We start from the raw sequence: 13,579 nt of genomic DNA on the forward strand, positions 1-13,579 counted from the left end.
CACCAGTGATGTAAAAACGGTAAGCACCATCCAAAGGTGGCTCGATATAACCTCTGACCAGCGCGCCGAAGTTATCGCCGCGGTTTCGGGGGGAATCGAGACTGGTTATTTCAAGCACTTCGTGGGGGTTGTGGGGGCGCGCGCTCAATAACTAAGTGCAACACCCTCTAATCGAGTACCGTGTTGCCATGGAAAAACACTATCATCACCTTAGTACCACCGACTGCGTTACGCTCATGTTCCTGAAGCGCCAGGGCCTAAGCCTTCGTGCCATTGCCAGTGAGCTGAACCGTTCACCCAGCACCCTGAGCCGGGAATTGCAGCGGCGTACGGTTGAAGGCCGACTCTATGATGCCGAAGCAGCAGGACTCGCAGCGCGTTCAGCACGTTTGCTATGCCGACCCCGGCGCAAGTTGGTCGAGGGCACTGACCTCCATGAAGTGGTCGTCGACATGCTGCGAAACAAGTGGTCTCCTCAGCAAATCAGCGGCACACTGAAGACCATGTTTCCTCATCATCCTGAGTTTCAAGTCTCACATGAGACCGTGTACAAAGCCATTTATGCCCAGCCTCACGGCGAGCTGCGCAAGGAGCTGATTACCTGCCTGCGTCAGGGTCACACCAAGCGCCGTCCCCGTGCTGGCGGGGTTGATCGTCGCCAACAAATCCCGGATCTGGTCAGCATCCACTTGCGACCGCCGGAAGTCGAAGAGCGACTGCTGCCTGGGCATTGGGAAGGCGACTTGATCAAGGGTGCCTTCAATCGCTCGGCCGTTGGCACCCTGGTGGAGCGTGTCAGTGGTCTGGTATTCCTGGCCAAGATGGATGGTGCCACCGCCACAGCGGCCGTTCAGGGCTTCAGTGCCGCGTTGAATCGGGTACCGCTGGAGATGCGCCAGACCTTCACTTACGACCAGGGTCGCGAGCTGGTGCGCCATGCTGAGATCACCCAAAAGACCGGCACGGCGATCTACTTCGCTGACCCGCACAGCCCCTGGCAACGAGCCATTAACGAGAACACTAATGGCTTGTTGCGGCAGTACATGCCGAAGGGAACCGACCTGTCTGTGTTCAGCCAGGATGAATTGGACGCTTTTGCCTTCCAGCTCAACACTCGGCCTAGAAAGCGGTTAGGCTTCAAACCACCGCTGGAGGTGTTTATGGATTTGATCAACCGTACCCAGGAAGCGCCATCAGGCGTTCATTAAACCGAGTGTTGCACTTGGAGTTGGAGACCGCCCAGGTTTGTTTGGTTTATAATAATTTTTATCCACATATCAGCTTATTAGAGACTTTTATTGATGTAATAAGTGAAGTCAAAAATGTACTTTGGGGTCTATGGAAATCAATTGTTTAAGTTAGCGTTGTAGCCACGCACCTCGGCCTCTTGGCGCTGAGTTATCCGCTGATCCAAACCAGCATTTCTCATCCTTCTTCGCTTTCTCACTAGCTCTTACAGCTGACGCATTCCCACTGTTCACCTGCAAGCTCTTCGGAGCACTCACCACAAACTACTCGAACCGTTAAAGCTCATCAGCCCGCCGCCGCGGTGTTCCTTCGCGCTGCTTCTTACCCCCGTCCGAGGCTACGTATGAAGCGGCCCCGGACGGTTCGAGGAGCCCTTTTGCAAGTATGTGATCAGCGGCCTTTTCGCCGATCATGATTGTGGGGGCATTGATATTGCCGTTGGTTACTGCGGGCATGATTGAGGAATCCACAACCCGCAGGTTTTCCACACCGTGTACCCGGCACTCGTTGTCGACCACCGCTAGTTCGTCAGTGCCCATGCGGCAGGTGCCGCAGGGGTGGTAGGCGGTCTCGGCGCTGTGGGCAACCCAGTCATCAATCTCGTCGTCCGTTGTTACGTCCGGGCCCGGAGAGACCTCTTCTCCGCGGAAGGGATCGAAAGCCGGTTGGGCGAATAGCTCACGGGTAAGGCGGAGACCATCCCGGTACGCCTGCCTGTCGGCCTCGTCCGAGAGATAATTGAAGAACATCCGTGGCGGATCTTCCGGATCAGCGGAGCGCAATTTCACCCAGCCCCGGCTTTTTGGCTTGTTGGCGCCCAGATGTACTTGGAAGCCGTGCCCTTTCACGGCACTGGAGCCATCATAGGCGATCGCCCCAGCCAGGAAATGATACTGCAGGTCGGGATAGCGGAGGCCCTGCCGGCTGCGTATGTAGCCATTGGATTCGAACTGATTGCTCGCCCCCAGGCCCGTGCGAGTCAACAGCCAGCGGGCACCGATCCAGGCCTGGGCCAATGGATTCAACCAGCCATTGAGCGTGATCTTCTGGGTGCAGCGGCGCTGAACCCAGACTTCGAGATGGTCGTGGAGATTCTCCCCCACCCCGGGCAGGTCATGGACCACCTCAATGCCATGTTCGCGAAGCTGTTCCGCAGGCCCGGAAGATGTGGCCCTTCTGCTGGTACTCCACCCCCACGGCTCGCTTTCCTTCCATGATGATCCGCCGTGTCAGGGCATGCATCTCCAGCGAAAGGTTGCTGCGTTTGAGGGCCGGTTTCAGGTAAGCGTTGGCGGTGGATGACCGCACACCGTTCCGGACACTCATGTCCATGCGGCAGAAGCCCTCCTGCCGATAGCCGTTGTAGTCCTCGGTGCGGCCGTAGCCAGCTTCATCCCCGGCCTGAATGAACGCCCGATAGAGCGGATTGCGCATGTTGTTGCCATTACACACCCCCACTGGCCCATCGGTATCCCGGTAGGCATCCGCTCCATAGATACAATCTTCGGCCCTGCGAAAGTATGGCAGTACATCGGCATACCCCCATCCTTCGGCACCCAGGGACTCCCATTCCTCGAAGTCGCCCGCCGAGCCCCGAACGTAGGCCATACCATTGATGGATGAGGAGCCGCCGATAACCTTGCCGCGGGCCTGGTGCAGAGTGCGGCTGTTAAGTCCGGGTTCAGGTTCCGTATGCAGTTGCCAGTCGAAGCGGGGCTTGCTCAGCGGAATGGAGAATGCCAGCGGCATCTGGATATAGATCGAGTTGTCCTTGCCACCGAATTCCAGCACCAGAACGTTGCTGTTGCCATCGGCACTCAGTCGGTTGGCGAGAACAGAGCCGGCCGAACCGGCTCCGATGATGACGTAGTCGACTGTGCGGTCGAAACTTTTATCAGTCACGTGGCAATACTCCTTTTCTGATGGCCGGAGGTCTTTTTGCGTTCAGCACAGGCCTTCACTCTTTTTCAGGATCGCCCAGACCCGGCATAGAGACATCGCCCGGCGCTTCTCGGAGGCGCTGCAGATAGGCCAGATGACGCTCATACTGATCGAGAATATCCGCGATGATCTGGGACCGACCGTAGTCCATCAGGTCGTAACCCTGGCCGCCATTAATCAGGTGTACTTCCAACCGGTAATAAGTGCTGGTCTCGGAATGAGGTCGAATGGCGAACGCGGGCATTGGAACTGACCGTGGCCAAACCTGATAGGTGAAGTGGCCATCGCCTCCAAGGTCTACGTCCAGCGAAAGATGGGGCTCATCCTTGTCCCGTCGAATATCTGCCGCCACGCCCTTGTTTCGAAGCTCGTCACGGATCTCCTCCATGGCCGGGCGCACCGTCTCATCCATGAACTTGAGGGCGCCCTTGCGGTCCGGAAAGCTCATGGCCCGGGCAAGCCGCTGGCGCCAGGAAAGCGATTTGCCTTCGGCGGCCGTGGGCATCCCGTGCATGGGACTCATGGCGTGCTTAAGTGTTTCGGTCTTGAGAGCACTGAACAGACCAAACATCATGAAAAACAGCACCACCGAGAATGGCAGACCCATAATGACCACCGTGCCCTGAAGGGCGCCCAGCCCGCCGGCCATCAGCAGTGCCAGGGTCAGCAGGCCGATGATCACCGCCCAGAGGATGCGCATCCAGACCGGGGCGTCATGGTTCACATCCGTGAGGATGGAGGTTAAGTTGGACAGCACCAGCGCCCCCGAGTCGCCGGAAGTGACGAAGAAGACAAGAGCCAGGATGGATACCACAACAGTGGTGACCCCGGTCCAAGGCAGGCTCTGCATAAATATGTAGATCGACGAGGCCGGCGTTTCGACAGCTAGCTCACCGAATTCCTGGGCACCGTTCATCACCATGTCAATGGCACTGTTGCCCATGATCGACATCCAGATCATCATAAATGTCAGCGGAAGTATCAGTGTCCCTATGGTGAACTGGCGGATCGTCCGCCCGCGGGAAATACGCGCCAGGAACAGGCCAACGAATGGCCCCCAGGCGATCCACCACGCCCAGAAGAAGAGTGTCCAGGCATTCAGCAGAAACAGAGTCGGCCCCGCAAGCAGCACGAAGATCACCAGGGCAGTGGCCAGCAGCATGTTGAACTCCGACAGGCGCCGGATTCCACGCTCCACGCCACTGATGGCCGATAACGTGGCGAAAACCACGATCATGGTCACCAGCAGTGCCGGTAACTGAAGTAGGCCAGCGACATGCCCCAGCCGGAAATGCCCCAGTGCAGAAACGTCAGTTCCATCGCATGGCGTGCTGCCTCTACCGTACCACCCTCGCCCTGAGGCGGATTGAGGAACTGTGCGACCGGTTCGGAAATACAGAAAAACAACAGATCGATCCCGATACCCGCGGCAAATAGCATGGATGCCCAAGAGACCAGGTTGAACTCAGGCTTGGAGTGATCCGGGCCCAGGCGGATGTCGCCGAAGCGCGATGCCGCGATGAAAATCACGAAAACCAGGTAGGCCACCACGGTCAGAAAGTAGTACCACCCGAAGGTGTCCGAGACCCAGCCGAGAAGCGTGTTGATCAGACCCTCGGCATTCTCGGTGAAAAACATCGTCCACAAGGCGAACACCACGATGAGGATTGAGGATCCGAAGAAGACCACCGGATAGTCCGCCTCGAATCCCTCAACGGTGGCCCGCCGGAGACCGCGTTCTCGATATTGGCATCATCAAATACCACCAAGGGAGACTTGCCACCCAACTCCAGGGTGACGGGTGAGCGCCTGGCCTGCGAAGTACTCGAGGCAATCGGCCCCGGAATCCACATCCGCCTCCGGGGTTTCGGAAATCGGTTTGCCACCATCGCCGGCTTCGGCCACCTCGCAGATGACCTCATCCGTTGCCGGATTCAGAGTGGCGAACCATCGGGACTGCTCCCCGCTGACGGATTCTCCGGCGATCCACAATCCACGGCGTGCTATTTTACCCATGGTGCATCTCCTGAAAGAATGTACCTCACGCAAAAAGTATAGGTTACTATTTCGCCATTTCTACAAAACCTGGGACAGATTTATTTTCCATGAGAAAATATTGCTTGCATGGCATTTACCGATGCTGCCGGCCTTGGAGTTTTCGAGGCCAGACATTGTTCTCTACGACGCGGGGATAGATGTTTTCCACGTACGACTACAGAGGCGCACGTTTTATGAAATTGACTCATCGTTCCTAAGCGCTTCGATCTCCGCAGCAGGATCGTAACTTAGGCGCTGCGCCCGGTTGGCAACGTATTCCTGGACAATTTCCTGAATCGGCTGACTAATTGTTGGGCTGTCTAGCATTGGAAATTCGTTTTTGAGTTTATGGCTGACCTGGCCGTCGTTATGTTCAATAGAGCGCATAATTCGATCAAGATGTTCATCTGGGCCCTCCAGAAAATCCTTCACGTGGTCGCGTGCATTTACGTACGCACGGTGTGACTGAATCTGATGGCGCATCTCATATTCAATCGTCTCGTGAACAACGTGGAATAGATATTCAGATTGCTCAGTGAGATCCGGATAGCGCCATGCGGGCCTCAGCCCACCATTTCCAGAAAACTCGAAATCTGACACCACGCCATCGGCATACGTCGTCCGGTTTCCGAACTGAATATCGCTGATAGTTTTGGCCATCATGGGACGGGAATACGCTTCAAGAGCTTTATCGTAATCAAAGCGACTGGCGCTGCTTTTGGTAATCGTAGACGATACTGGCAATAACAAAGGCTCCGGTACTGCCGAGTCACGGCGAAGCGTGTCATTAATAAGGAAACGGGATATGCGGCCATTACCGTCTGCCATTGGGTGAATGAACACAAATCCAAAACTGGCCACAGCTGCCCGGATGATAGAGTTCTCATTCTGAGTCCTTTCCATGAACGTCTGCAGGCCCTTGAGCATAGGCTCAACATCCTCGGTGGGGGGAGCCACGTAATGCACATACGTGCCCATCTCTCGCGTCCCTGATCCAACAAAAACGGGGGATTGCCTCAGACCATGACGAATGGTGCTGACACCCAGAATGTTGTCCTGAAGTTCCGTTAACGCCTCGGAGGTAAGTGGTGTGTCGAACCGCCCACAATACCGGCCCATCGCCAATGCAAAGCGATGAATTCTGCTCTTCTGATCGCCCTCGCGCTCTATCGCGAAGCTGGCTCGACTTTCACGAATGGTCAACCAGACAGCGCTCCGCGTCATCATATCGGCACCGTAATCTTCCTCCATACCCTGAAGTCGACCTGCACAATCGTAGTTTTTGATCAGCTCCAGCAGTTCCGTTCGACGGATGATTGGGCAAAAATAAGGAGTGCCAGGAAGATTGTCGTTAATTCGCCAGCGTGGGTTTTTGATCGGAGTATCAGAAACCACCACGTGTCTTGGATCAAGCAGATTGCGATAGGTACCAGTTATGGCTGGTACTTGCAGAGTGTCGTCGGTCAACCACTCGTACAAGAAGCCTGCTTTACGTGCGTATTGCCCAGTAGGCTCGGAAGCAATCCAGTCTGTCAGCGCCTGCTTACTCATTTTGGCAAATGCGTGAGCCAGTAATTCGAGATGGATACCCTCGTGCTTGAGAGCAAACGCAAGATGCGCAATAGGTGTGTCATCCGGTTTTGCACTGGAGCGAAAGGTTTCGTATCGAACACCCTCTTGGAACATAGTTTTGCGGTCGCGTCCAATCCGACTGAGAACTGGCAATTTCTGAGTGATCGGCAAACTGAAGTGCTCTCGCAACCATGCGTAGCCTATCCAGGAATCCATACCGCTTACCTTTTTATTTGATCCGTAGTTTCCGTTATTTCGCTTATCCTACCGTATTATTGATCAATAATGACTGTAAAACCGTTTTTTTAATTAGATATTGCTGTAATTGAATGAATTCATCCGAGGTCAAAACGATAGATAAGGGGGAGCGAGCAGGATAGACGCTATGCAAGATGATTATCGGTTACGCAAGCGACCGAAACGTAATTTGAACGACGATCAAATTAGACCGTAAGAGTCGGAGTTATTAACCCCTAAACACGGATGGTTTTTTGGGTATAATTTGGATGATTTTTGGGTGAGAAACTCATCCATTTCGAAGGGAAATAACTAGATAATAATGGGGACATAATGGAGGCGCGGGTCGGAATCGAACCGGCGCACGCGGAGTTGCAGTCTTGTTGACATTATAGAAATAATCGACTAAATATCATTGCGTTAGCTCTTTTTATTAACGTTAAATATGAAGTCAAAATCGTACTTTAAGGCCTATGTAAATCAGTAGCTTAAGTTAGCGTTGTAGCCACCTACAGCGGCCTCTTGGCATGTCGCGGGCAGAGTTCGATGGAATGGATGCGGATAGGAACAGTTGGAATTTCCCCACAATGCCAAGCCCGAGGCCTCTTTTGAGTTTGGCATTGTCCCCCTCTGCCAGCCTAGTTGTCCAGTTGGCGATTTCGCCTAAATTCATGTCAGATTGGGCGGTATGAGAGCAGTCATGCCACGTTATTCCGAAGAACGAAAAGCGGCCGTGTTGAAGAAGTTGTTGCCTCCGCAGAACCGCAGTGTGGTGCAGGTGGCCGCAGAGGAAGGCATATCGGATGTGACTCTGTATAGTTGGTTAAAACAGTGTCGACAACAAGGAGTGCCTGTGCCGGGTTATCGTAATGCTGGAGACGATGGGTCTCCTGAAGCCAAGTTGGCCGTCGTGATCGAAACGGCCTCGTTGCTGGTGCTGTCAAAAAAGCTCGAAGCCTTGTACGGCGAGGACCCGGACAGCGAGGACAGCTGACACCGCTGACCGAACGTACAAGGCTGTTAAATGACTATGACGAAGCTGTGGCCAGTGGCGCAGCCCGGTATAAGGCGGCCAGCTTGATGGAGCTGAGCCAGCGCACGTTGAAGCGCTGGCGACGCGCTAATGGCGCTGTGAAGGAGGATCAACGCCCGCAAGCGGAGCGCGTTGTGCAGCCACACCAGCTCACTCACGCTGAAGAAGCGGCCATTCTGGATACCTGCAATGAACGGGAGTATCAGAGCTTGCCACCGTCCCAGATCGTGCCTCGACTGGCTGATAAAGGGCTTTACCTGGTCTCTGAGTCCTCATTCTACCGAGTGCTCAAAAAGTACCAGCAAGTGAATCATCGGGGCCGCATGAAACCGCCGCGCAAGGTCCCTGAGCCCACCAGCTTTACCGCCACAGGCCCGAACCAGGTGTGGAGCTGGGACATCAGCTATTGCCCCTCAGAGGTGCGCGGTCAGCACTGGTATCTGTACCTGATCATGGACATCTACAGTCGCAAAATCGTGGCGTGGGAAATCCACGAATCAGAGTCCGGCGAGCTTGCCAAAAAGCTCATTGATCGAGCTCTGTTGCGCGAGAGATGTTGGCAAAACCCACCGGTGCTGCACTCAGATAATGGCGCGCCGATGACGTCCTACACGCTGAAAGCGCGGCTGGCAGAACTGGGTATGTTGATGTCCCACAGCCGACCCAGGGTGAGCAACGATAACCCGTACTCAGAGTCGTTGTTCAAGACGCTGAAGTACTGCCCGAAGTGGCCCGCCAAAGGCTTTTCATCACTAGCGGCGGTGCGCAAATGGATGCTGTTGTTCGAGCAAGCCTATAACGAAGAGCACCTGCACAGCGGCATCAACTTCGTGACGCCAGCACAACGGCACCAAGGTGTTGATGCAGAGTTGTTAGCCAAACGTGAAGCGGTTTATGAACGAGCAAAGAGTCTGAATCCCAGGCGTTGGTCTGGTGACATTCGAAGCTGGAACGGATGCGATCCCAATACTTAACAATATTTACCTGCATGACATGGTCACCTCATACCAGAACCTTTTCAGCATCTCGCACACCAACATTCGCAAGCAAATGTGGTCGCTTGTCAAATTCATCTACCCAGAGCATTTCCAGCACTTGAAGCCTATGTATAGAAGAACTACTGTCCAAGTGTGGATGATTTTCCGATTACATTGATTGATTTCTAAAACGACGCAGATCGGACCTATGAGGACGCTCATGAGTGAGTCAACTAATCGCAAGTCCGTGTTGGCCTCCACGGTCAGACATCCAGTGACGCTGGTCCCCATGAGGGCTCGGTTTGTAGCATTGTTGACAGTGCTGGTATTGGCGAATCTTCCCGCCATCACCTTTGCGCAATCATCGTGCCCCGGCATTCACGTGAAGATTCTGGACATCAGAAACAGCGCTGGAGCGATAGCTTGCGCGCTTTTCAAAACGTCAGAGGGCTTTCCTACTGAGTTTCTGCGCTCAGCAACCAATATCATAATGACGAAGGTGCAGGATACGGAGGCGCGTTGCGATTTTGTAGACATCCCGCCGGGAACCTATTCCCTTGCCGTCATTCATGATGAAAATATGGACGGCAAGCTTGGCACCAACGGGATAGGGATGCCCACCGAAGGCTACGGTTTTTCAAACGGTGCAAGCGCCTTGATGGGTGCGCCTTCGTTCGAGGCCGCCAGGTTTCCGTACGATGGGCAAAACTTGGACCTGACGATCAGCTTGAATTACTGAGTGACACCCATCTTGTTCTGTGAAATGTGGGGGCTGACCCCATTAACACTTGATTCCTTATCCGACGCTCGCCTCCCTGAAGGAAACCAGCCGCCTTTTGTCCTCGTCCCAGAGCGCCAGGCGTATTGAATCGATGCTTTCGCGCAGCGTGATCCGGTTGAATGTTTTAAGTTCCGGGTAGTCCTCCAACACCTCGGGCAGGCGGTAGGAAGGGATTCGGCTAGCTAGATGGTGGACATGGTGCACGCCGATGTTGGCGCTGAACCAGCGCAGGATACCCGGCAGTACATAGTAGGAACTGCCCTGCAGCGCGGAGTCATAGGCATTCCAGTGTTCATCGTGTTCCCAGTAGGTGGCCTCGAACTGATGCTGGACGTAGAACAGCCAAACCCCCATGGTGGTGGCGAGCAGCGTGATCGGGATCTGGATCAGCAGGAAGGGTCCCAGTCCAACAAACCAGATTACGCACGTTGCCAGAACCGCAATGGCCGCATTGGTGCCCAGGGTACTGATCCAGGGCATCCAGCCAGCACGCATGAATCCGAAAGGCAGCCGGTAGTCCAGCAGGAAAGTGTAAGTGGGTCCGAAACCGAATAGCACCAGAGGGTGGCGATAGAGGCGATAGCGCCATTGCTGCCTCCGCGGCAGGGCTTGGTATTCGCGCACTGTGAGGGTGTCGAGCCCGCCAATTTGCGGCCGGTCCAGGTTGCCAGAGTTGGCATGGTGGAGGTTGTGGGAGTGGCGCCAGAAATCATGAGGGGTAAGGGTAAGCACACCGATGATACGGCCGACCCAGTCATTGACGCGCCGCGAATGGAAAAACGACCTGTGGCTGCAGTCATGCTGGATCATGAACAGTCGTACCAGGAATCCCGCAGCAGGGACGGCCAGCACCAGCGCCACGGGCCAGTATCCGGCACTGACAGCCAGCCACATCAGAACCCAGATCAATGCAAACGGGAGTGCGGTGATCAGGACCTCCGCAATACTGCGTGCCAGGCGTGGCTTGCAATATGCTCTGAGCGTCTGCCTCAGAGATCTGGGGTCAGTGGTGAACTCGGAGGTCGATGCTGATGGTGTGCTCATAGTGATTTTGCCTCGAATCCGGGGTCTTAAACACCAAGTCTACATTAAAGCCCGTATTGCAACTGTACGCTACCGTACGTTCTAAACCGTGCTGGCATGGCAGGTGACCTCGGGCCCGAAGGAATGGCGTTCATAGATTGTGGCGATGGTTGCAGGGTAGCTACAGTGCAGACTCCAGCGGCGGTACTTGCTGGTGCAAAAACCACTTTTCGGTCACCACTTTGCGTGTAAACCACTGGGACCGCATCAGGCCGCTGGCCAGGGGCAGCTTTACCCAGTCTGGCATTTGCCAGCTGGATTGATCGTTCAGTGCGCGGGTGCCAAAGCGCTCGGAAATCGCCTCGCCGTATCGCTGCAGATTGCGGGCTGATACATCAGACACTTGCCGGATAACGTCTGCGGCTATTAAGGCCGATTCAATGGCGGGACGAATACCTTCGCCACTTTGGGTATACGCGAGGCCAGCGGCATCGCCAATCAACATTATGCCGTCATCTACCAATGGCCGCTCTGCGTGCGCGTACAACAGATAGGCATGACCCTTGAACCGCCCTGGGAGGTCAGCGGGAATGCGACCCTGGGCTTTCATGTCGTCAACAAAGTCATTGAGATGATCCGTCAGCTTGTGGTTGTCCTCACGACCAAGGCCGATATTCAGGAAGTTACCCTTGCGGAATACCCAGGCATAGCCTTTCAGGTCACGGCAGAACCAGAGTTCCGGTGTATCACCCCGGGCCTGGCAGGCGCTGGCCTGGGCGGGGGTCATTTCGAACTCGATTTCTTTTGCGGCTACCACGGTTTCATGGCTGCCGGGGCCTTGCCCCAGTTTTTTGGCGACGGGACAGAAATGACCGCCCGCTCCAATCAATAGTGGGGCTTCAAAGGTGTCGTTGATCACCCAGTTGCGGCCTTTCTGCTCGATGGATTTAACCGGAGTGTTCAACTGCTTGCTGGCGCTCACCCGGTCCAACAGATAGGCATCGAACTCACAGCGGCGAATACCGTAACTGACCGTTTCACCATGATCGTTGTCGACAGGAGCCTGACCCATCATACCGATTCGGAAAGCACTGATGGGCTGTAAGGTTCGCCCTCGGGCGTAATCGTCCTGATCGATTTCCAGCGTATCCATCACGGCCGGCGTCACCCAGCCAGCGCAGGTTTTATCTCGTGGAAAATCCTGCTTGTCGATAATCAGCACCCGTTTACCGCTTTTTTCCAGCGACCAGGCCAGGGTCGACCCGGCAGGGCCGCCGCCAATAACGATGATGTCATAGTGATCCATAGATGGGCTCCATATCGGCTAGGACTCCGGCGCAGCGGAAGTGCTGTAGAGGTGTTTGCGGGTCGGGAGCAGGTTGTTGTTATCCCCGTGAGTAAACACAACCTGGAACAGTTGCAGGGAGCCCGCCCGGAAGGCCGCAGTAGAACCCGCCAGATACATGTGCCACGCCCTGGTGAAATGCGCGTCATACAGTTCGGTGACCTGGTCCTGGACACTTTCAAATCGTTCCATCCAGTGCTCCAGGGTGGCGACGTAGTGCAACCGCAGGTTCTCCACGTCCAGCACCGAGAAATCGCCGCTCTCACAAATGCTCATGAACTCGCCGATGCTGGGTGGGTAGGCGCCGGGGAAAATACGCTTCTCAATCCAGGCGTTCATCAACATCGGGCGGTTTCGACCGATACTGTGCAGCAGCGCCATACCCTCTGGTTTAAGGGAACGACGAATCACCCGGGCCATCTCGCTGTAATGGTCCTTGCCCACATGCTCCAGCATGCCGATAGAAACAAACGCGTCGTACTGGCCCTCGATATTACGGTAATCGTCCTCAATGTATTCGATCAGATGGCTCAGGCCCTGTTTTTCAGCCTCCGCGCGCGCAAAGGCCAATTGCTCCCGGGAGATGTTGTAGGCGTGGACTTTCACACCGTATTGGCGGGCCATATACCGTGCCAGGCCGCCCCATCCACAGCCAGCCTCGACCACGGTCTGGCCGGGTTGGAGCCGCAATTTCCGGCAAACGTGTTCCAGCTTTGCCAGCTGTGCCTGCTCCAGGGACAGGTCCGGGCTTTCGTAGTAGCCACAGGTGTACTGCATTTCGGCGTGGTCGAGCCAGAGCTTATAGAATTCGTTGCCCAGGTCGTAATGGTGGTGAATGTTTTCCCTGGCATCTGAAACGCTGGTAGAGCGGGGGTTATGGTTGCGCCAGACAGCTTCAAGCCATTTTGGCCACTTCTCCCTGGCTTTGTGCACGGCCCGGTATAGCGCCGTCATCAGGTCTGACAGATCCCCCTCGACTTCTAAACGTCCGGAGCTGTATAGATCACCAAATGCCAGGTTGGGATTACTGACCAATTGATAGAGGGCTTTGGGATCGGCCAGCCGGAGAGTGAAGCTGGCGGCGCTGAGGTCTGATTCAATGATTTCGTCATTCCATAGCTGAAATCGAACGGGCGGATTGCCTGCCATTCTCAAAAACTTTGCAATTAACCAGCGTTCGTAACTGTGGGGCTTGCGATCCGTGCTTTCCTCTACAGCCGCTATGGATAACTTATGGGGCCGGTTAGTCGGCTGGTCCTGCAGGGTGTCTGCCTTCCTGGTGCTCTGGCTCATAGATCCTCTCGCTCCCTGATGCTTGCTGGCATTCACTTATTTGGTACGTCTCACGTCAATGCGCCCGATATAGCCACTTCCCGATGCCATAC

General features: G+C 55.1%; 10 protein-coding genes and 3 pseudogenes. 3 read left to right on the forward strand and 10 right to left on the reverse strand.

Going from position 1 to position 13,579, the window contains the following annotated elements; translation table 11 throughout:
- Positions 1–7: 7 nt before the first annotated feature.
- Positions 8–118: pseudogene (locus CPH80_RS23290) on the reverse strand (hypothetical protein); the annotation flags it as partial.
- A gap of 70 nt (positions 119–188) precedes the next feature.
- Here CPH80_RS23290 and CPH80_RS06135 point away from each other — a divergent pair.
- Entirely contained in the window at positions 189–1,208 is a 1,020-nt protein-coding gene (locus CPH80_RS06135; protein ID WP_096276135.1) for an IS30 family transposase, read from the forward strand.
- 315 nt (positions 1,209–1,523) lie between these two features.
- Here CPH80_RS06135 and CPH80_RS23295 read toward each other — a convergent pair.
- The 6 genes and pseudogenes from CPH80_RS23295 to CPH80_RS06155 all read right to left on the reverse strand — a co-directional run bounded on the left by CPH80_RS23295 (position 1,524) and on the right by CPH80_RS06155 (position 7,014).
- Positions 1,524–3,150, reverse strand: a pseudogene (locus tag CPH80_RS23295) (choline dehydrogenase).
- 55 nt (positions 3,151–3,205) lie between these two features.
- The gene (locus CPH80_RS06145) at positions 3,206–4,426 is read right to left on the reverse strand and encodes a BCCT family transporter (RefSeq protein ID WP_264754834.1); all 1,221 of its coding nucleotides are present in this window, start codon (positions 4,424–4,426) and stop codon (positions 3,206–3,208) included.
- 2 nt (positions 4,427–4,428) lie between these two features.
- Entirely contained in the window at positions 4,429–4,878 is a 450-nt protein-coding gene (locus CPH80_RS22920) for a BCCT family transporter (protein ID WP_264754822.1), read from the reverse strand.
- Positions 4,797–5,042, reverse strand: coding sequence for an aldehyde dehydrogenase family protein (locus CPH80_RS23300; RefSeq protein WP_227520379.1), 246 nt, complete (start codon positions 5,040–5,042; stop codon positions 4,797–4,799). The genes CPH80_RS22920 and CPH80_RS23300 overlap by 82 nt, the downstream gene beginning before the upstream one ends.
- Positions 4,945–5,205 (reverse strand): hypothetical protein, encoded by a 261-nt coding sequence (locus CPH80_RS22325; protein WP_096276137.1) that lies wholly within the window; start codon positions 5,203–5,205, stop codon positions 4,945–4,947. Before CPH80_RS22325 ends, CPH80_RS23300 begins: the two co-directional genes overlap by 98 nt.
- Positions 5,206–5,418: 213 nt before the next feature.
- Positions 5,419–7,014, reverse strand: a complete 1,596-nt coding sequence (locus tag CPH80_RS06155; protein WP_096276139.1) for a Fic family protein — start codon at positions 7,012–7,014, stop codon at positions 5,419–5,421.
- Positions 7,015–7,735: 721 nt separating this feature from the next.
- Here CPH80_RS06155 and CPH80_RS06160 point away from each other — a divergent pair.
- Both CPH80_RS06160 and CPH80_RS06165 read left to right on the forward strand, forming a co-directional pair.
- A pseudogene (locus CPH80_RS06160) lies at positions 7,736–9,042 on the forward strand (IS3 family transposase).
- A 223-nt stretch (positions 9,043–9,265) separates the two neighbouring features.
- Positions 9,266–9,784, forward strand: a complete 519-nt coding sequence (locus tag CPH80_RS06165) for a DUF2141 domain-containing protein (RefSeq protein ID WP_227520380.1) — start codon at positions 9,266–9,268, stop codon at positions 9,782–9,784.
- A gap of 57 nt (positions 9,785–9,841) precedes the next feature.
- On the opposite strand, the gene CPH80_RS06170 is transcribed toward CPH80_RS06165, so the two are convergent.
- From CPH80_RS06170 to CPH80_RS06180, 3 genes are all read right to left on the reverse strand, one after another.
- Positions 9,842–10,870: a fatty acid desaturase gene (locus CPH80_RS06170; RefSeq protein WP_096276143.1), complete on the reverse strand. Its 1,029-nt coding sequence runs from the start codon at positions 10,868–10,870 to the stop codon at positions 9,842–9,844.
- Between the two features lie 160 nt (positions 10,871–11,030).
- Complete coding sequence (locus CPH80_RS06175; protein ID WP_096276145.1) at positions 11,031–12,155, reverse strand: NAD(P)/FAD-dependent oxidoreductase; 1,125 nt, start codon at positions 12,153–12,155, stop codon at positions 11,031–11,033.
- 18 nt (positions 12,156–12,173) lie between these two features.
- Positions 12,174–13,487, reverse strand: a complete 1,314-nt coding sequence (locus tag CPH80_RS06180; RefSeq protein WP_096276147.1) for an SAM-dependent methyltransferase — start codon at positions 13,485–13,487, stop codon at positions 12,174–12,176.
- Positions 13,488–13,579 lie beyond the last annotated feature (92 nt).

It is taken from the genome of Marinobacter sp. LV10R510-11A (genome assembly GCF_900215155.1).
GTDB lineage: Bacteria > Pseudomonadota > Gammaproteobacteria > Pseudomonadales > Oleiphilaceae > Marinobacter.